The organism is Streptomyces sp. NPDC048565, assembly GCF_040650935.1.
Taxonomy (GTDB): domain Bacteria; phylum Actinomycetota; class Actinomycetes; order Streptomycetales; family Streptomycetaceae; genus Streptomyces.
Map to the genome: position 1 here is coordinate 173,247 of NZ_JBEZIH010000014.1, position 18,440 is coordinate 191,686.

The 18,440-nt window shown below is 72.0% G+C and carries 16 protein-coding genes; 6 read left to right on the top strand and 10 right to left on the bottom strand.

The annotated features are described in order from the left end of the window. Window positions 1–136: 136 nt before the first annotated feature. From AB0C75_RS19050 to AB0C75_RS19065, 4 genes are all read right to left on the bottom strand, one after another. Complete coding sequence (locus AB0C75_RS19050; RefSeq protein WP_362892193.1) at window positions 137–2,743, bottom strand: PQQ-binding-like beta-propeller repeat protein; 2,607 nt, start codon at window positions 2,741–2,743, stop codon at window positions 137–139. A gap of 70 nt (window positions 2,744–2,813) precedes the next feature. Continuing rightward, complete coding sequence (locus tag AB0C75_RS19055; protein ID WP_362892195.1) at window positions 2,814–3,089, bottom strand: hypothetical protein; 276 nt, start codon at window positions 3,087–3,089, stop codon at window positions 2,814–2,816. Between the two features lie 34 nt (window positions 3,090–3,123). Continuing rightward, window positions 3,124–3,888 carry a TetR/AcrR family transcriptional regulator gene (locus AB0C75_RS19060; RefSeq protein WP_362892197.1) on the bottom strand — a complete coding sequence of 255 codons (765 nt, stop codon included), beginning with the start codon at window positions 3,886–3,888 and terminating at the stop codon, window positions 3,124–3,126. Between the two features lie 35 nt (window positions 3,889–3,923). Next, window positions 3,924–4,859 (bottom strand): diiron oxygenase, encoded by a 936-nt coding sequence (locus tag AB0C75_RS19065; protein ID WP_362892199.1) that lies wholly within the window; start codon window positions 4,857–4,859, stop codon window positions 3,924–3,926. A gap of 201 nt (window positions 4,860–5,060) precedes the next feature. Here AB0C75_RS19065 and AB0C75_RS19070 point away from each other — a divergent pair, with 201 nt between their 5' ends. Both AB0C75_RS19070 and AB0C75_RS19075 read left to right on the top strand, forming a co-directional pair. Next, a complete protein-coding gene (locus AB0C75_RS19070; protein ID WP_362892201.1) occupies window positions 5,061–6,167 on the top strand; it encodes a ferritin-like domain-containing protein in 1,107 nt (368 codons plus the stop codon). Between the two features lie 117 nt (window positions 6,168–6,284). Beyond that, window positions 6,285–6,839, top strand: a complete 555-nt coding sequence (locus AB0C75_RS19075; protein WP_362892203.1) for a hypothetical protein — start codon at window positions 6,285–6,287, stop codon at window positions 6,837–6,839. Window positions 6,840–6,852: 13 nt separating this feature from the next. Here the strand turns inward: AB0C75_RS19075 and AB0C75_RS19080 are convergent, their stop codons facing one another. From AB0C75_RS19080 to ligD, 6 genes are all read right to left on the bottom strand, one after another. Continuing rightward, the gene (locus AB0C75_RS19080) at window positions 6,853–7,158 is read right to left on the bottom strand and encodes a hypothetical protein (protein ID WP_362892204.1); all 306 of its coding nucleotides are present in this window, start codon (window positions 7,156–7,158) and stop codon (window positions 6,853–6,855) included. Window positions 7,159–7,306: 148 nt separating this feature from the next. After that, window positions 7,307–8,770, bottom strand: a complete 1,464-nt coding sequence (locus AB0C75_RS19085; protein WP_362892206.1) for a penicillin-binding protein 2 — start codon at window positions 8,768–8,770, stop codon at window positions 7,307–7,309. Beyond that, entirely contained in the window at window positions 8,767–10,131 is a 1,365-nt protein-coding gene (locus tag AB0C75_RS19090) for an FtsW/RodA/SpoVE family cell cycle protein (protein WP_362892208.1), read from the bottom strand. The genes AB0C75_RS19085 and AB0C75_RS19090 overlap by 4 nt, the downstream gene beginning before the upstream one ends. An 83-nt stretch (window positions 10,132–10,214) precedes the next feature. Further along, window positions 10,215–10,502 carry a zinc-ribbon domain-containing protein gene (locus AB0C75_RS19095; RefSeq protein ID WP_362892210.1) on the bottom strand — a complete coding sequence of 96 codons (288 nt, stop codon included), beginning with the start codon at window positions 10,500–10,502 and terminating at the stop codon, window positions 10,215–10,217. Beyond that, the gene (locus AB0C75_RS19100; protein ID WP_362892212.1) at window positions 10,499–12,619 is read right to left on the bottom strand and encodes a PBS lyase; all 2,121 of its coding nucleotides are present in this window, start codon (window positions 12,617–12,619) and stop codon (window positions 10,499–10,501) included. The genes AB0C75_RS19095 and AB0C75_RS19100 overlap by 4 nt, the downstream gene beginning before the upstream one ends. A gap of 206 nt (window positions 12,620–12,825) precedes the next feature. Beyond that, a complete protein-coding gene (gene ligD / locus AB0C75_RS19105) occupies window positions 12,826–13,719 on the bottom strand; it encodes a non-homologous end-joining DNA ligase (RefSeq protein ID WP_362892214.1) in 894 nt (297 codons plus the stop codon). 59 nt (window positions 13,720–13,778) lie between these two features. Here ligD and AB0C75_RS19110 point away from each other — a divergent pair, with 59 nt between their 5' ends. The 4 genes from AB0C75_RS19110 (at window position 13,779) to AB0C75_RS19125 (ending at window position 18,382) form a co-directional block, all read left to right on the top strand. After that, window positions 13,779–14,882: a Ku protein gene (locus AB0C75_RS19110; RefSeq protein WP_362892216.1), complete on the top strand. Its 1,104-nt coding sequence runs from the start codon at window positions 13,779–13,781 to the stop codon at window positions 14,880–14,882. A 222-nt stretch (window positions 14,883–15,104) separates the two neighbouring features. Continuing rightward, window positions 15,105–16,415: a serine hydroxymethyltransferase gene (gene glyA, locus AB0C75_RS19115; RefSeq protein ID WP_362892218.1), complete on the top strand. Its 1,311-nt coding sequence runs from the start codon at window positions 15,105–15,107 to the stop codon at window positions 16,413–16,415. 160 nt (window positions 16,416–16,575) lie between these two features. Continuing rightward, window positions 16,576–17,712: a nuclease-related domain-containing protein gene (locus AB0C75_RS19120; RefSeq protein WP_362892220.1), complete on the top strand. Its 1,137-nt coding sequence runs from the start codon at window positions 16,576–16,578 to the stop codon at window positions 17,710–17,712. A gap of 211 nt (window positions 17,713–17,923) precedes the next feature. Next, window positions 17,924–18,382, top strand: coding sequence for a nuclear transport factor 2 family protein (locus AB0C75_RS19125; RefSeq protein WP_362892222.1), 459 nt, complete (start codon window positions 17,924–17,926; stop codon window positions 18,380–18,382). Window positions 18,383–18,440: the final 58 nt, after the last annotated feature.

Sequence of the window (18,440 nt, forward strand, 5' to 3'; positions counted from 1 at the left end):
TGACAGGGGCGGGCCGATTAATCGGACTACCCCACAAGTGCTCGGATCTCGTCCATCCGGTCACTCGGTGTCGGGTGATGCAAGGACCGCCCGGCGTGCCGTCCGGCGGTTGCCCCGAACGGTGGACGCCTGGACGTCACTCGGCGGGGAAGGCGTAGAAGGCCCGCTCCCGCTGGACGACGGCCGTCTTCACGGTTGCCAGCACCCGGTAGGGCGCGTTGACCGTGGCACCCTTCGGGTCCTGGGCGCCGATGTCCTGGAACTTCCACAGCCGGCGCCCGTCCGCCGCGGCGAACGCGGTCACCTGAGAGGCGTCCGCCGCGAGCAGCGTCTTCCCGCCCGAGCTCAGCGTGAGCGCGGGAGCGCCGCCGCCGGGCGGTACCTCGGTGGAGCGCCGCCAGAGCGGCTTCCCCGACGCCCGCTCGACCGCGCCGACCTCCTGGTTGCGGTTGGTGGTGTGGAGCCGGGCCCCGGCCGGGAGGGGGGTGCCGAAGACGGAGGACTCGGTGCCGTTCAGCGTCCAGACCGGCTTGCCGGAGGCCGTCTCGAAGGCCTGGAGGTCGTCGCCCACCGCGCCGTACAACTGACCCTCCGCGTCGCCGGCCGCCGCGCCCTGCGGTGCGACCGCGCCGAACTTCCGCTCCCACAGCAGCTTGCCCGTCGTGCGGTCGAAGCAGCGGAAGGTCGCCTTGCCCTTGGCGGCCTTGGTGTCGGCGGGAGTGAGGGTGTCGGCGTCCTGGCGCACGACGACGCCCTCGTCCATGACGGCGGTCAGCTGGTAGGCCGGGGTGCCGGGGCTCCGTCCCTCGGGTACGGAGACGCGCCAGAGCTCCTTGCGCAGCACGACGTCGTACGCGAAGAAGTACGCCTTGACCGTCTGCGTGTCCTTCCCCTGCTTCTTGCCCTTCTTCGGCTTCGGCGCCTTCACGGTGACGGTGTGGGAGCCGGTGAACCAGAGGACGTTCCCCGACTGTCCGGTGATCGGGGCCACCTTCATGTTCGGTACATCGTCGAACTGGTCCACGAAGCGCACCCGGTGCTCGATCTTCCCGTCCTTCGGCGACAGCCAGAGGAATTCGGTCGGGCTGGCCAGGAAGCAGAGGCCGGCTCCGGCTGTCAGGACCGTCTGGGCCCCGGCGGCGTCAGCGCGTTCCCAGATCCGCCGTCCTGTCCGCAGGTCGACGCCGGTCGCCCCTGCGGTGTCCGTCAGCACGAGCAGCTTGTCCTGCCAGACGCCCGCGGTGAGCGGGGCGGGCGCGGCGGCCGGGTGGGTGTAGATCCACCGGGGGGCTGGCGCCCGGCCGGGGACGGTGGTGCCGGGTTCGGCGGCCGGCTTGTCGTCGGCGGCCGCGTCGGAATCGTCGGACCGTATGACAGAGACGGCGCCGCCGCCCAGCACGAGGCCTGCCGCCCCGGCACCGACGGCCGTGAACAGCGCGCGCCGGCTGGTGACCGGGACGGAGGCGGTACGCGGCGCGGCGGCCGGTGCGCCTGCCGGGGCCCCGGCAGGCAGGGCCGCGGGCAGTGCCTGGGGGAGCGCGGGGGGCGCGGCGGGTGCGGCCTGCGGGGCGGCGGCTGTGGCCGGATAGACGTACGGATAGGGCTGTGCGGGTGCGGGTGCGGGTGCGGGTGCGGCGGGGACGGGCGCGGGTAGGGGTTGCGGTGCGGCGCCGGTCGCCTCCTGGGCGAGGGCCAGCTGGGTGGTCGCCCGGTCGGACCGTGGTGCGCGCGCCCCAGCCGCGAGGAAGCGCGTGGTGCGGCTGTCCTCGCCGATGTCACCGCTGTTGCTGTCGCTGCCGTCGCTGTCCTGGACCGGGTCCGCCGATGTCTCCGCCTCGACCGGGCCCTCCGGTGGCTCCAGTGCCCGCGCCCGGGCCGCCTGGTCCACCACAGCGGCCGACAGCGGCTCGGGAAGCCAGCCGCCCTTGGCGAGGCCCGCCGCGCCCTCCAGGGCGAGTTCGGCGGCGACCGAGCCCGCGCCGGGCCGGTCGTCCGGGTCCTTGGCCAGACAGCGCGCGATCAGCGTGCGCAACTCATCGGGTACGGCGCCGAGTTCCGCGGAGCCATGGGCGATCCGCTCGGCCGCCTCCTCCACGGGCCCGTCGGCGAGCGGGGTGGTCCCGGTCGCCGCGTACGCCAGCAGCAGGCCCAGGACGAACAAGTCGGAGGCCGGGCCCACTTCCTTGCCCTCGACCTGCTCGGGGGTGAGATAGCCGAGCCGTACGGACAGCTGGCCGCCCTCCCTGGCCTCGGCGGATGCGGCCGCGCCCAGGGGGCCGAACGCGGTCAGCCGGGGTCCGTCCTCGGCCAGCAGCACCGTCTCCGGCGCGAGGCCCTGGAGCACGGCCCCGGTGGCGTGCACCCGGGAGAGCGTCTCGGCCAGGCCGGCGCCCAGTATCCGTACGGCACGCTCGGGCAGCGGACCGGCGATGCCGATCGCATCGGCGAGCGTCACCGCCGGCACGTACGCCGTGGCGGTCCACAGGCCGTCCTCGTCCTGCGGGTCGAGCGGCGGCTGCACCCAGCCCCCGGCGAGCCGGTCCGCGGTGCGGGCCTCGGACCGGAAGCGGCGCCGGAAGGCGGGCACGGAGGCGAGGGCGGGCCGGGCGGCCGTCACCACGGTGAGAGCGTCACGGTCCTCGCCCCTGGCCAGGTAGTGCACGGCGCTCGCGCTCTCGCGGAAGCGCGCCAGCGCGGTGTACGGGCCGAAGTGGCGTGGATCGTCCTGACGCAGCGCCTCCATGGCGCACCCCCTTGTGACCGTGCCCTCGGCACCTGACCGCCGATCTTACGGGCGCAGCCCCGCACACCGCTCAGGACCCGCTGCGGGGTTTCGTCCAGGGCCACTTGGGGGTGAAGCGCTCACGGCCTTCGGGGGCGTACTCGTACACCCAGCCGCGCTGGAGCCCGAGGCGTTTCGAATAGCCCGCCGGTGCGCGCCGGTAGGCGTACACGGTGGCGGGGCCGCCGTCGGCGTCCGGCACCGGGACCTCGTACCACTTGGGCGGATGACCGGTCGGCCCGAGCAGCACGGGCAGCACCCGGCCGTCCAGGGGGCCGCCGCGGAAGGGCGTGTTCTCGCTTTTCACCAGGCCAGTCTGACCCAGGGGCGGGGCGCCGGTCTCAGTCCGGCGGCAGCAGGTGCGCCGCCCGGCCCGCCACCGGGATGATCAGCGTCGCGAGCCGCCCGGCCGGGCCGTCGGCGGTCTCCTGGCTCAGCAGGTCCGCCACCACGGCCTCGGTCTCCTCGTCCGATGCGGCCGTCGCGGCGAGCAGGGCCATCAGATGGTCGACCAGCCAGGCCCGCAGGTCCGTTGCAGCCGGCTGCTTTTCCTCGTCCAGCCAGATCAGGGACGCCGCCTCCACGGACGCGATCCAGGTGCGCACCATCATGCTCAGGCGTGGCCCGGCGGCCCGCTGGCCCTGGCGGCCGCTCCGGCCCAGATGGAGCAGGATCTGGTCGGCCGCGGCCCGGCGTACGCCGTCCACGATCGTGGTCGTCCGTGAGGTCTCGGCCACACTGCCGCCGCGCAGCAGAGCGCTGAAGCCGGCGTCGTGCTGGTCGACGAAGCCGAGGTACCGGTCGAGGACCCGGCTGACGCGCTCGGTGGGCGGGCCGACGGAGGGTTCCGCGAAGCAGAGCGTCAGCTGCTCGGCGGCCGACCCGAGGGCGGCCTCGTACAACTGCTGCCTGCCGCCCGGGAAGTAGCGGTAGACCAGCGGGCGGGAGACGCCGGCAGCGACCGCCACCTCGTCGATCGACACGTCGTCCGGTGCCCGGTGTGCGAAGAGGGTGAGCGCCGCGCCCAGCAGTTGGGTACGGCGCTCCTCGACACCGAGCCGGCGGTAGGCGCGGGCCGGCGGTGCTGCGGGCGCGGATGAGGTCATACTCCGAAGCCTAAGCGCTGCCCTTCGCAGCGGCCTCAGGCCAGCAGGCCCGAGCTCTTCCAGAGCCTGCGGCCCACGCCGTTGAGCACGCCGATGTCGTCGAAGAAATCCGTGAGCCTCTTCGCTCCCGTCTGCATGACCTCCGCCCGGTGTCCGCTCGCCTTCACCTGGGCGACGGCCTCGTGGCGGTCCAGGCCCACGTTCGCGTACACCTGCGGATTCACGAAGCAGACGGAGAAGACGCGGGCCGCCTCCCCGCAGTTGAGCCGGGTCAGCCTGCGCTCCCAGGGCGGCGCGGTCACCATCTGGCGGCGCAGCTCCTCGCGTGCGTAGCGCACATGCCGCGCCTCCTCGACGACATGGATGCGGGTCACCCCGCGCACGAGCGACTGGACGCGCTCGTCGGGGAAGGTGAGCCGCTGCATCCAGTCCAGGATCTCCTCGCCGAGCAGGGTCGCGGCGAAGGAACCGGGGGTGGTGGAGATGGTCTTCAGCACCCGCGCCAGGTTGTGGTAGCGCCGGGGGACCGGATAGGCGGGCGCCCCGCCCCAGTCGATCATGCGGGCGAACATCATGGAGTGCCGGCACTCGTCGGCTATCTCGGTGAGGGCGTAGCGGACGTGCTTGCTGGTCACGGACTTGTCGTAGATGTGCCGGACGAGCAGCTGCATCAGGATGATCTCGAACCAGATCCCGAGCGAGGCCAGCGACGCCGCCTCGTGGCGGGCCAGGTCCATCCGCTGCTCGGCGGACATCGTCCGCCACAGCGGGGTGTCGTAGAGGGAGACCAGCTCCGGCGGCCAGAACCACTTGCCGTCCTCGACGCCCGCGTCCCAGTCGAGGTCGGTGTCCGGGTCGAAGGAGTGCTTGGCCGATGCCTCCAGCAGGCGGGCCGCGACCTGTTCGCGGTCCTTGAGCGGGCCGAGCGCGTCGCGCAGCGCCCGGATGTCCTCGTCGGTCACGGTCGTCATGGCTGAAGGCACCTCGATCAGGGGTTACCGGCAGGGTTACCGGCGGTCAAGTTTCCGCTCACGAATTATGAGACTGCCTGTCAGCAAGGCAGTCAATCCCCCGTGCGCGACTTGTTGACCGCGCGTCTACCAACGTGTGAACCTGCCAACTGACGTCAGCACCACGGAATGCACCATCCTCGCCAGGCGAAGGAGCCCTCCGTGTCGACACACGACCTCTACACCACCCCGCCGTCCGCGCCGACATGGCAGGTGCCTGCCACGGGGGCGGCCCGCTTCAGCTGGGACTACGACGACGGCCGCGAACGCCTCCTCGCCCTCTACCAGAAGGGCAAGGACAAGCAGTGGGACGGCAACAAGCGCATCGACTGGAGCCTGGAGGTCGATCCCGCGGACCCGCTCGGCACCCCCGACGAGGCGCTGACCCTCCACGGCACCCCGCACTGGGCGAAGATGACCGAGCGGGACCGGGGCGAACTGCGCAAGCACTACACCTCCTGGCAGTTCAGCCAGTTCCTCCACGGTGAGCAGGGCGCCATGGTCTGCGCCGCCCGGATCGTGGAGTCGGTCCCCGACCTGGACGCGAAGTTCTACTCCGCGACCCAGACCATGGACGAGGCGCGGCACGCTGAGATCTACGGGCGCTTCCTGCACGAGAAGATCGGGATGCTCTACCCGGTCAACGACAGCCTCCAGGGGCTGCTGGGCGACACCCTGCGCGACTCCCGCTGGGACATGCCCTATCTCGGGATGCAGGTCCTCATCGAGGGGCTGGCGCTCGCCGCGTTCGGCATGATCCGTGACACCACGACCAGGCCGCTGCCCAAACAGATCCTCGCCTACGTCATGCAGGACGAGGCCCGGCACGTGGCCTTCGGGCGGATGGCGCTGCGCGACTACTACAAGCAGCTGAGCGACGCCGAACTGCGCGAGCGCGAGGAGTTCGTCATCGAGGGCTGCCACCTGATGCGCGACCGGCTCAGCGGCGTCGAGGTCCTGGAGAACTTCGGCATCGGCAAGCAGGAGGCCAAGGAGCTCTCCGAACACTCGGAGTACCTCCAGCTCTTCCGCAAGCTGCTCTTCAGCCGGATCGTCCCCTGCGTCAAGGACATCGGCCTCTGGGGCGAACGGCTCCAGAAGGCCTACGTCGACATGGGCGTGTTCGAGCTGGGCGACTCGAATCTGGACCTGCTGATGGCCCAGGACGAGGAGATTGCCGAACAGCTGGACCGTGACCGCTTCGCGGTGGAGGAGCGGGAGCGGGTCGCGGAGGTCGCGGACGCGATAGCGGAGGGCGGCGGGTCATGAGACCCGGCTCACTTCGACGGGGCTTCGCCTTCCGACGGCGGGGCCGTTCTGATTTCATGCCCGACACGTAGCGGCGAGGAATGCGCACGACGAGGGCGAGCGGGGCCAGGTGTGACCATGACCGACCACTGGGGCTGGGTGCATATCCACGGCGCCACCGTGCAGTTCAGCGCACGCACCTACCCGACCCCCGAGGAGGCGCGGGCCGGGCTCCAGACCCACCTGGACGACCGGGCGGGTGAGGCTGCCCGGCAGTTGCGGGATCTGCCCGTCCGCGAGTCGTACCGCACTTCCGTGCACCTTCCCGGACACACCTGGCGCGTCCAGGCGAGCTGCGACGAGGTCCGCATCTTCACCGGTGACGACTACCGCACCTACCGGCGTCCCTGCGAAGCTCCGGAGCCCACCCCCACCCCCACCCCCGCACCCGCCGCGGCCCGGAAGGAGCGACAGGTGTCGATGATGGCCGAAACCCCGCTCCTCAGGCGCATCCAGGGGATGGGAGGCCTCATCATGCTCGGCGGGGTCGGCGCGGCCTGCAGCAGCAACTTCGAGGGCGACCGGGTGGGGACCCTGCTCTTCTTCCCCCTCGGGGTGCTCCTTCTCGTCTCCCCGGTGATCCTGGACCTGACGGGACTGCGCCCGTGGTGGAAGCGGCGGGGGCGGCGCTGATCCGAGGGCCCGGCTAGTCGTTCTCTTCGGGGAGGTCGATGGTCTTGCCGTTCTCGTCGATGCTCCGGGTCTGCCAGTACTTGTCCCACTTGTCGTCCACGTGCTCAGGAACCTTGCCCTCCGGGTAGCGGGCGTAGCCCTTGGGCGGCTCCTCGTCGTCGGACGCACAAGCGCTGCCGGCGCTGCCGACCCGCAGAACCGGGTATTCGTCGCCCCCGCACACAGCGTCCTGCATCGAGCAGGCGGAGGTGAACAGGGTGACCGTGACGCCGGCGAGGGCGAGCCCGAGTGTGGTGCGGAGTCGGTTGGTCGTGCGCATGGTGGGGCTCCCTCTGGTGAGTGGCTGACAGGTCCTAGCCTGCCGTGGCCGGAGGGGAGGAGCGTGAGCACGCGTACTCATATCCGGTGTGCGTATCTGTGCACGGGCGGCGGGCCGGCAGACGTGAACTCCCCGCCGGGCCATGGGGTCAGTCGCTGTCCTCCAGCGCCGCCTCCATCACCGCCCGCGCGATCGGGGCCGCGTTGCCGCCGCCGCTGACGTCGGCCCGGTCGGCTGCCGCGTCCTCCACGACCACCGCGACGGCGACCGCCGGGCGTCCGGAGTCCGGTGACTGCGCCCAGGCGATGAACCAGGCGTACGGCGTACCGGAGTTGTCGACCCCGTGCTGCGCTGTGCCCGTCTTGCCGCCGACCCTCACGCCGTCGATGGCAGCGTTCGTGCCGGTGCCGTCCTCCACGACGTCGGTCATCATCCGCTGGAGCTGCCGGGCCGTCGCCGGGTCCATGGCCTGGCGGTACGAGTCCGAGTCCTGCTTCCGCACCGTGTCCCCGTCGTCGGTGGTCACCCGGTCCACCAGATGTGGGCGCTTCAGCTCGCCCCCGTTCGCCACCGCCGAGGCCACCATCGCCATCTGGAGCGGGGTCGCAGTCGTGTCGAACTGGCCGATCGAGGACTGGGCCAGCTGGTCGTCGCTCATGTCCGAGTCGAAATTGCTGCGGGCCACCCCTGAGGGGATCGTGAGGCCGTCGTCGTTGAAACCGAATCTGCCCACCGCATCCAGCATCCCGTCGAGCCCCACCTCGACACCGAGATGGGCCATCACCGTGTTGCAGGAGACCCGGATCGCGTCCGCCAGGGACGCCTTCGCACAGCCGCGTGACTCGTCGGGCAGGGTGGTCGAGGTGCCGGGCAGCACGTACGGGGACGGGGTGTCCGTCTCCTCGTCCGGATCGGTGACCACCCCCGAGTCCAGCGCGGCCGCCGCCGTCACGATCTTGAAGGCCGAACCGGGGGGATACGTCTGCCGGATCGCCCGGTTGAGCATCGGCCGGCTCTGCGCGCGGTTGAGCCGCCCCCATGCGTCGGTGACGGCGGAGCCGGTGCCGGAGAGGAGCTCGGGGTCGTACGAGGGGGAGGAGACCAGCGCCAGGATCCGCCCCGATGAGGGGTCGAGGGCGGCGACCGCGCCGCGCCGGCCGTCCAGGCCCTCGTACGCCGCGCGCTGCATCGAGTCCTTGATGGTGGTGACGACATCGCCGCCCGGCTGCCGGCTGCGTGTGATGTCCCCCCACAGCGGGAGCGGGGCCAGGATCGGTGCGGTGCCGGTCAGGACGGCGTCCTCGGCGTTCTCCAGCAGCGAGGTGCCGTACGTCTGCGAGGCGTAGCCCGTCACCGGTGCGTACAGCGGACCGTGGCGGTAGGTGCGCTCGTACGCGAGCTGCTGCCCCGTGTCCTTCGAACCGGTGACGGGCTCGTCGCCGACCAGGATGTTGCCCCGGGGCTGGTCGTAACGGTCGATGGTGGTGCGGCGGTTGGCGGAGTTGGTCGTGAGCTCATGGGCCTCGAAGAGCTGGACCCGGGCGGCGTTCGCCAGCAGGGCGAGGAGCAGGAGCAGGCAGAATCCCGCCGCGTGCCGGATCTGGCGGGTCACGGTCGCTCCTCGGCCGGTGCGGTGCCCGTATCGGGGTCAGGGGTGCGGGCCACGTCGCTGACCCTGATGAGCAGCGCCACGATGATCCAGTTGGTGACCACGGACGATCCGCCCTGGGCGAGGAAGGGCATCGCCATCCCCGTCAGCGGGATCAGCCCCATCACCCCACCCGCGATCACGAACACCTGGAGCGCCAGGATCGAGGCGAGGCCGACCGACAGGAGCCGCCCGAAGGGGTCGCGCAGGGCCAGACCCGCACGGAAGCCCCGGGCCACCAGCAGCGCGTACAGCAGGAAGACCGCGGTGAGTCCGGCCAGACCGAGCTCCTCGCCCGCGGTGGCCAGGATGAAGTCGGACTTGGCGGCGAAGCCGATGAGGATCGAGTGGCCGAGCCCGAGGCCGGTGCCGAGCATGCCGCCCGTCGCGAACGCGAAGAGGGACTGGGCGAGCTGGCTCGGCCCCTGGCCCGCGTTGATCGTGGCGTACGGATCGAGCCAGTCCTCCACCCTGCTGTGCACATGGGGTTCGAACGAGCCGACCACGAAGGCGCCCGCCGCGGCGAGGAGCAGACCGACGGCGATCCACCCCGTCCTGCCGGTGGCGACGTAGAGCAGGATCACGAAGAGGCCGAAGAACAGCAGCGAGGTGCCCAGGTCCCGTTCGAGGACGAGGACGCAGACGCTGAGCAGCCAGATCGCGACGATGGGGCCCAGCACCCGGCCGGTGGGGAACTGGAGCTTCCAGATCCTGCGCCCGGTGTACGCGAGCGCGTTGCGGTTCGCCGCGAGGTAGGCGGCGAAGAACACGGCGAGCAGGATCTTGGCGAACTCCCCGGGCTGGAAGGAGAATCCGCCGATCCTGATCCAGATCTTGGCCCCGTTCACCGCGGGGAAGAAGATCGGCACGATCATCAGGACGAGGGCTGCGGCGACCGACAGGTAGGCGTAGCGCTGGAGTACCCGGTGGTCGCGCAGGAAGACCACCACCGCGATGAAGAAGGCGACCCCGAGCGTGGACCAGATCAGCTGTGTGGTTGCCGCCTGATCGTTCGGGGTCTCCAGATCGAGCCGGTAGATGAGCACCAGGCCAAGACCGTTGAGCAGGACGGCGATGGGCAGCAGCAGTGGATCGGCGAACGGTGCGCGGAAGCGGACCGCGAGATGCGCGAGCAGGGCGAGGAGCCCGAGACCGGCGCCGTAACCCGCGACGTCGGGAGGTACGGCGTTGTTCCTGGCGAGGCCGACGGCGGCGTAGCCGTAGACGGAGATGAGCACGGCCCCGATGAGGAGCGAGAGCTCGACCCCGCGCCGCTTGGGCAGGCGTAGCTCGGGCGGGCGTGCCTCCGCCGTCGTTGCGGTCATGCCCCGCAACGTAGCAAGAGGCGGGTGTTATTTCCCTTATGTCAGCTTCGTGGCACCGTCCGCCCGGGGCTGCGCAAACGCCCTCAACCGTGCTGCCGCTGCTGCGCCGCGCCGTACGGGTTGCCGTCCTGCCCTCCCTGGGCCTGCGCGAGCAGCTGGTCGGCGTGCTCCTTCGGTATCTGCCGTTCCCCGCCGCAGAAGGTGCACTGCGTCGCGTACTTCGTGGAGAACGGGAACAGCGGCACGAAGAACAGGGTGAACTTGGTGACCCGCTTGCGCAGGGTGTGTGCGGCCGGATTGCCGCACCAGCCGCACACCATGGTCAGCACCGCCAGTTGGTAGAGGTAGCCCCGCGTACCAAAAATGATCATGCTGTGGTTCCTTTTCCCGTGTCTCCCGGAAGCGCCCGCCGGCAGAGTGCCAGCAGCTTCTCGTCCGCATGAGTGTCGTGACCGCCGTACGCGCCTTCCACCGCGTTGTGGCGGCGTACGGAGAGGAGTTCGGCACGCAGTACCTGTGCCGTGTCCGACCCTGCACCAGCCGGACCCATCCGCGCCAGACATTCCGCGACCCGGACTCTGACGTGACGGTTCTTCTCCCATGCGGTCAGCAGCACGGGCACGGCCTCGCCGGTCCGCCCCGAGATCTCCCAGAGGGCGATCGCGGCGTCGACGCGGAGCCAGAGCTCGTCGTGCGCCAGCAGGGCCCGCAGCCTCGGCGTCACCGCGGCGGCCCGGCTCCCAAGACCGCCCAGCGCGCTCACCGCCGTCCGGCAGTCGTTCACCTGCTCGGCCCTCATCCCCTCGGCAAGCACCGGCAGCACCGTGGCCACGTCGCCCGTGACAGCCCACAGGGCCTGGGCCGCCTCCGTGGCCTCCGCGGTCCCCGGCCGCAGGATCAGCCGCCGCAGCTCAGGAACGGCGCAGTGGGCGGCCGGCCCGAACGACGCCAGCGCCCGCAGGGCCGCCGTACGCAGCCACTCGCCCCGGTACTCGGGTGCCCCCCGCAGCACCCGCAGCACCTCGGGAGCGGCCTCGCCCGCGCGCAGCGCCGTCAGCCCGGCGAGGAGCGGGCTCGCCCGGTCGAACGCGCCCTCGTCCAGGCCGACCTCGCCGAGCCTGCGCCGCAGCGTCCCCGCGAGCGGGGCCGCCGCGTCACCGAGGCAGCGGATCGCGAACCCCACGTCGTGCGGCACCTCCGGGCGCTCCAGGGCCGCCGCCAGCGCGGGCAGCGCCCTGGGGTCGCCCAGCCTGGTCAGCGCCTTCACCGCCGAGCCCAGGCCAGGTGGCCCGCTCGGCCACTCCCTGACCCACGATCCGGGGTCCGCCGCCACCCGCCCGGCCAGCGCGTCGGCCGCCGGAGCCGCCAGGTCGAACAGCTCCTCCAGCACCTGCGACGCGGCCTCGGCGAGCCGAGGCTCAGGATCCGTGAGCTGCGCGCCGACCAGCCGCACCAGGCCCTCGTAGGAACCGCGCCAGGACCGCATCAGGCCCCCGCTCAGCCGCACGGCGTCGACGCGCTGCCAGGGGTCGGGGCTGCACAGCTGGTCGGCCAGCAGCGCCGTACGGTCCTCCACCCGGTCGTCCAGGCCGGCGTGCAGCGTCCGCAGCAGGTCGGCGGCCCACGGGGTACCGCGGCCCGCGGACTCCTCGGCCGCCAGCTCCCGCAGCCGGCCCACCGCCATCGGCGATGCGGCCCGGCCGGCCCCGGCATCGTCGCTCCCCGGCGCCTTCGCGGCGGGCGGCTCCGGCCTGCCGGTCCGGGAGCGCAGCTCCCGCAGCAGGCCCGACACCACCCGTACGACATCACCGGGCAGCGCGTCGGGGGCGCATCGGGCCAGCTGCGCGAGGGCGGCGAGCCGCAGGCCGGGTGGATACGCCTCAGCGGCGAGCCTGCTCAGCCAGTCGGCCGCCCGGTCCGCCAGCGGCCGGTGGCGCAGGGCGACCCGGCCCGCGGCCTCGACCAGCGCGAGCCGCACCTCGTCGTCGGCCTCCACCGGCAGCCGCTCCCGCAGCAGCGTGAGCACCCTGCCGGGCCTGCCGTGCAGGCTGGCCAGGGCCAGCGGTGCGGCGAGCCGTACGCCCGGATCCTCGTCGGCGACCAGCTCGAAGAACACCGCGGACCCGGCGGACACGGCGGCCGCGGCCATCGCGTAGTTCGCCACGTCCTCGATCTCGTCCTCGTCCAGCTCGCTCTCGTCGTCCTCGTCCAGATCGATGCCGCCGATGCTGGTGAGCAGCTCGACGATGCCGCCCCGGTCGTGTATCCCCGGATCCACGGCCAGCTCGAAGAGGAACGGTATGCAGGCGAGCGTGCACGCGTACACATCGCCCTGGTGGTGCACCGCGCCGTACATCCCGTCGAGCGCGCTCTCCCGCTCCGCCGGGTCGGCGGACGCGAGTCCGTACAGAAGCCCCGGCACATCGCCGGCCGGGCCGTAGGCATGCTCCATCGAGGCCCAGTCGACCTCGTCGATCCCCGTGAACACGCCACACCCTCCCCGTGTATCGGCCCGACCGGCGCATGAGGGTGGGTCGGGCTTGTCTCCGCGCGGCCGCAACCGTGCCCGCGAAGCAGTGTCTGCGCAGAGTGTGCACCACGGCCACGACAATCCACCCGCCACTTGCGGCCTTTCCTCGCCGTGGACGCGATGGCTGTGAAGGGGCTGTGCGAGCCCTGTATTCTCCGCTCCGCTCAGTCCCGGGGCAGGGGGCGCGCCTGCCCGGGGTCGGTCAGCGGGGCGAGCAGATCTCCGTGCCGCTGGAGCCGCGCGGCCATGTCGCCGGCGAGGAAGCGAAGATCGCCCGGTGTCCCGCACGCCTCGATCTCGTCCCAGGTGACGGGTGCGGAGACGGTCGGACTGTCCTTCGCCCGCAGGGTGTACGGGGCCGCGGTGGTCTTCGCGGCGGCGTTCTGGCTGAAATCCACGAACACCTTCCCGGGGCGCAGCGACCGCGTCATCCGGTGGACGGCCAGCTCGGGCAGCGCCTCCTGGGCCTGGACCGCCAGACCCTTCGCGTAGGCCGTCACCTCGTCGGAGGGGGCGGGCTCCAGGGGTACAAGGAGATGCAGCCCCTTGGAGCCGGAGGTCTTGCCGTACGAGGGCAGCCCGTCGGCCGCCAGCCGCTCCCGCAGCCACAGGGCGACCGCACAGCAGTCCACGACGCTCGCAGGCAGCCCCGGGTCCAGGTCGAACACCATCCGGTCGGCCACGGCCGGGGAGTCCTGCCGCCACTGGTGGGTGTGGAACTCCACCACCAGATTCGCCGCCCACATCAGCGACGGCAGGTCCTGGGCGAGCACCTGCCGGGCGTCGGGATCGTCGCTGCGGGGGACCGGGGCCGTGCGCACCCAGTCGGGTGTACCGGGCGGCGGATTCTTGGTGAAGAAGCGCAGCCCCTCCGGGCCGTCCGGGTACCGCAGGAAGGACAGTGGGCGGTCGCGCAGATGCGGCAGCATCACGCCCGCCGCCGTGGCCGCGTAGTAGTGCAGCACCTCGCCCTTGGTCGTACCGGTGGCCGGATACAGCACCTTGTCGAGATTGCTGAGCGCCAGGCGCCGCCCCTCCACCTCTGTGATCGGCGTCATACGATAAGAATCACACGAAATCGCATCATTGCGGCTGTGGCGGGCGTAAGGGGTGAACGGTGAGGTCCATCTGGAACGGCTCGATCTCGTTCGGACTGGTCAGCATTCCGGTCAAGCTCATGAACGCCACCGAGAACCACACGATCTCCTTCCGGCAGATCCACACCGAGGACGGGGGCCGGATCCGCTATCGCAAGGTCTGCGAGCTGGACGAGGAGGAGGTGCCCGCGTCCGAGACCGTCAAGGCGTACGAGGACGCCGACGGCACGGTGATCCCCGTGACCGACGAGGACCTGGCCTCGCTGCCGCTCCCCACCGCCAAGACGATCGAGATCGAGGGATTCGTGCCGGCCTCGGCGATCGACCCCCTCCAGCTGGACTCGGCGTACTACCTCTCGGCCAACGGCGTCCCGGCCGCCAAGCCGTACGCCCTGCTGCGCGAGGCACTCAGGCGCAGCGGCAAGGTCGCGGTCGCGAAGTACGCGCTGCGCGGGCGGGAGCGGCTCGGCATGCTGCGGGTGGCCGACGACGTGATCGCGATGCACGGCCTGCTGTGGCCGGACGAGATCCGGGCACCCGAGGGCGTCGCCCCCGAAGCCGGGGTCAAGGTCCGCGACGCGGAGCTGGACCTCGCGGACGCGCTGATGAACACACTCGGCGACGCCGACATGGACACGCTCCACGACGACTACCGCGAGGCGGTCGAGGAACTGGTCGCGGCGAAGGCGGCCGGCGAACCGGTGGCGGAGGAGGAGGCCGGGGAGCCCGAGGGCAAGGTGATCGACCTGATGGCGGCGCTGGAGAGCAGTGTGCGGGCGGCGAAGGAGTCCCACGGGGAGGAGAGGGCGGACGGCGGGCGCGGGGGAGAGGTCGCCGACGTCCACCCCATCGGGAAGAAGAAGACCGGAGCGGCAGCGAAGAAGGCGGCACCGGACAAGGCCGCACAGAAGAAGACAGCGGCGAAGAAGACCGCCGCGAAGAAGGCCCCTGCCGAGAAGGCCGCGAAATCGGCTCCCGCGAAGACGGCAGCCAGGAGGACCGCGCCCGAGAAGTCCGAATCCAAGAAGTCCGAAACCAGGAAGTCCGCGGCGAAGAAGTCCCCGGCCAAGAGCTCCGCGGCGAAGAAGACGTCCGGAGGCACACGAAAGCGCACCTCGGCCTGATGCGTGCGCGCGCCCCGGGCGTGCGCGGTGTCGCAACCGGCCGCCCCGCAGTAAAGTGCCCACTGCCGCGACTGGCGCGTACCCCGCACGGGGTGCTCCGTGGAAACGACCACGAGGGAGCGGCACTCCCCGGGCGCGCCCGGGGCGTCATCGCCGGAGAGCCGTCCGCCTGGGCATTCCGGGTCCATGTCGCCCGCGTGCGACCGACCCGGGAGGAACCCCGTGGCCGTACAGCCGACCGATGCAGGCCGTCCCGCCCCGACCCGTACCGCTGCGAACCGCCCCGCCCTCGCAGCCGCCGATCCGGAGCTCGCCGCCCTGGTGGACGCCGAGGAGCGGCTCCAGGCGGACACCCTGCGCCTGATCCCCAGTGAGAACTACGTGTCCGCCGCCGTGCTGGAGGCCTCGGGCACCGTCCTGCAGAACAAGTACTCCGAGGGCTACCCCGGCAAGCGCTACTACGAGGGCCAGCAGGTCATCGACCAGGTGGAGACCCTCGCCGTCGAGCGGGCCAAGGCGCTGTTCCGGATGGACCACGCCAATGTCCAGCCCTACTCCGGGTCCCCGGCCAACCTCGCCGTCTATCTGGCGTTCCTGGAGCCCGGCGACAGCGTCCTCGGGATGGCGCTGCCGATGGGCGGACACCTCACCCACGGCTGGGGCGTCTCGGCCACCGGTACGTGGTTCCGGGGCGTGCGCTACGGCGTGCGGCGCGACACGGGGCGCGTCGACCTCGACGAGGTGCGTGACCTGGCGCGGGCCGAGCGGCCCAAGCTGATCTTCTGCGGCGGTACCGCCGTGCCCCGGACGATCGACTTCGAGGGGTTCGCCGAGATCGCCCGTGAGGTGGGAGCCGTGCTGGTGGCAGATGTCGCCCATATCGCGGGGCTGATCGCCGGAGGCGCGCACCCCTCGCCCGCCCTCCACGCCGACGTGGTGTCCACCACCACCCACAAGACCCTGCGCGGGCCGCGTGGCGCGATGCTGCTGACCACGGCCGAGCACGCCAAGGCCGTCGACCGCGCCGTGTTCCCCGGTCTCCAGGGCGGCCCGCACAACCAGACCACCGCCGCCATCGCGGTGGCGCTGAAGGAGGCAGCGGGGCCGGACTTCGCCGCGTACGCCCACCGGGTCGTCGCCAACGCCCGCGCGCTGGGCGAGGAGCTGGCGGCACGCGGCTTCGACCTCGTCTCCGGCGGTACGGACAACCACCTGCTGCTGGCCGACCTCACGGGCAAGGGCGTCTCCGGGAAGATCGCGGCCAAGGCCCTCGACCGGGCCGGGATCGTCGTCAACCACAACACCGTCCCCTACGACCCCCGTAAGCCCTTCGACCCGTCCGGCATCCGTATCGGCACCCCCGCCCTGACCTCCAGGGGCATCGGGTCCGCCGAGATGGGGACGGTCGCACAGTGGATCGGTCTTGTGGTCGATGCCGCTCGTACAGGTGATGAATCGACCGTTTCCAAGGTCAGGGAAGAAGTGCGGACCATGATGGAGGCATATCCGGCGCCGGGACTCCCGCCGGCCTGACCGGGATGCCGGAGCAGCCCGGGGCACAGAGGGCCCGGACTGCTCCGGAACGCCGTGCTCCCGCGATCCCGCGCGCCCGCTCTGCGCCCTGTGCGGGAGCCGGACCGCCGTACAGGCTGGGAGAGCAAGGATGGCCGGGGGTGCGAACAGAGGGGGCACGATGCAGGATCTCAAGGTCACGTCATGGCAGCTCTTCGGGCACGACCGGCTCTATGTGAATCTGCCGGACGGCACCGCGATCGGATGGGCGGACAGGGGCAGCGGCACGATCACGGTCCTGCACCCGCGCTACCGCGACGCGGTGACCGACGCACTCGCACGCCAGGTCCCCGGCCTGCCGGCCCTCGTCGACGAGGAGGCCCCGGCCGGACACCCCGCCCCGCCGGCGCCGCCGCCGGTCCCGCGGATCCCGCCCATGCGGGGGATGCGGAAGCGGGGCGCCGGGCCGGGGGAGACAGCCTTACGGCAGCCGACGCCGGAGCCCGAGCCCGAGCCCGTACGGGAGGTCGCGCCGGAGCCCGGGACCGTGGCCGCGCCGCAGCGGGCGCCCGTACCAGAAGCGGAGGTGATCGGTCCGGATCTGGTCGAGGCTGAGGCCCCGGCTGCCACGGCTCCGGCCGGGCCTCCGGCGGCCGAGACCGAGCGGCGGCGACGCCGGCCCGCCGTGCTGCCCGCGCTGACCCCCGCGAGCGACCTCGCGTCCCGGCGGCCGGGGGCCGCGCTGCGGGAGCAGCTCGGCGAGGGCGGGACCGGGGCGCTCGTACGGGTGGCCACCGGGGCGCTGCGGCGGCACAAGGACGCGGACCCGCGGCGCGGCGCCCTCTCGGGGGAGCGGCGCGTCGGGGCCGAGCTCAAGCGGCTGACCCGGCACGGCTGGCGGGTCCTGCACTCCGTGCCCCTGCCGGACGGCACGGAGATCGGGCATCTGCTCATCGGTCCTGGCGGGGTGTTCGCGGTGAGCACCGAGTACCGCCCCGGTACCTCGGCACGGATCGGTGACGACACGCTGCGCATCGACGACGGCACCCCGCAGCCGTACGCGCTCGACGGCCGGCCGGAGGCCCGGCGGGCCAGGGCGGCGCTGGAGGCGTACTGCGCCTTCGACGTGCCCGTGCAGACCGTGCTGGTGTTCACCGGTGTCACCGAGCTGGAGGTGGTCGCCACCCCGGCCGGTGTCCGGGTCTGCCGGGAGCGCCAGGTGTCCGCCCTCGCCCCGCTGACAGGCGTGTTCACCCCCACCCAGGTGGAGCGGGTCTACGACGTCGCGCGCAACGGGGAGGCCTGGCTGGACGCGTGAGCCCGGGACACGGCCGGTGGATTTCCCGGTGCTGCCGCGGAGCTGAGGCGGCGGACTTCGTCACCGTCGGAACCGGTCCGGCGGCTCGGTTGACGCCACACGCCGCCCTGGAGCAGGGAGCGAGCGCGTCTCCAGTGGCACTGCAGCCGCGCCCGGCAGCCTGGTGGGGACGGCGGCAGCCATGGGGGCGGCCGTCGCGAAGGGAGTTGCCATGTCTCAGCCCGTCGGGACCCTCCGTCCGCAGGTCACCGGTGACCTGTATGCCGAGGTGCAGACCTTCTACGCCCAGCAGATGCGACGGGTCGACGCCCTCGACATCGAGGGCTTCGCCGCCACGTTCACGGAGGACGGCGAGGTCGTGCACGCGGGCGGCCAGCGGCAGAGCGGCCAGGTGGAGATGATCGCCGGGATGCGCGCCAACCTGCCCCGCTACCAGGACATCGCCGTACGCCACTGGTTCGGCCATCTGCTCATCGAGTCCGACCCGGCGGACGAGGACACGCTGCGTGTCTCGTACTACACGCTGGTCACCCAGACCGACCGGGAGGGGAAGGTGGCCTTCCAGCCGACCTTCACCGTCGACGACGTACTGGTTCGCCGCGACGGCCGACTGCTGACCCGGTCCCGTGTCATCCACCGTGACAGCCCGGTCGCTCCGGCCGCCTCCTGAACACCGCATCCGGCGCATGGACGAGGGGCCCTTCGCGAAGGGCCCCTCGTCCATGCGC

Coding starts and splice junctions, on each gene's coding strand:
- AB0C75_RS19050 (WP_362892193.1), bottom strand. CDS start 2,743: ATGGAGGCGCTGCGTCAGGACGATCCACGCCACTTCGGCCCGTACACC.
- AB0C75_RS19060 (WP_362892197.1), bottom strand. CDS start 3,888: ATGACCTCATCCGCGCCCGCAGCACCGCCGGCCCGCGCCTACCGCCGG.
- AB0C75_RS19065 (WP_362892199.1), bottom strand. CDS start 4,859: ATGACGACCGTGACCGACGAGGACATCCGGGCGCTGCGCGACGCGCTC.
- AB0C75_RS19075 (WP_362892203.1), top strand. CDS start 6,285: ATGACCGACCACTGGGGCTGGGTGCATATCCACGGCGCCACCGTGCAG.
- AB0C75_RS19080 (WP_362892204.1), bottom strand. CDS start 7,158: ATGCGCACGACCAACCGACTCCGCACCACACTCGGGCTCGCCCTCGCC.
- AB0C75_RS19090 (WP_362892208.1), bottom strand. CDS start 10,131: ATGACCGCAACGACGGCGGAGGCACGCCCGCCCGAGCTACGCCTGCCC.
- AB0C75_RS19095 (WP_362892210.1), bottom strand. CDS start 10,502: ATGATCATTTTTGGTACGCGGGGCTACCTCTACCAACTGGCGGTGCTG.
- ligD (WP_362892214.1), bottom strand. CDS start 13,719: ATGACGCCGATCACAGAGGTGGAGGGGCGGCGCCTGGCGCTCAGCAAT.
- AB0C75_RS19120 (WP_362892220.1), top strand. CDS start 16,576: ATGCAGGATCTCAAGGTCACGTCATGGCAGCTCTTCGGGCACGACCGG.
- AB0C75_RS19125 (WP_362892222.1), top strand. CDS start 17,924: ATGTCTCAGCCCGTCGGGACCCTCCGTCCGCAGGTCACCGGTGACCTG.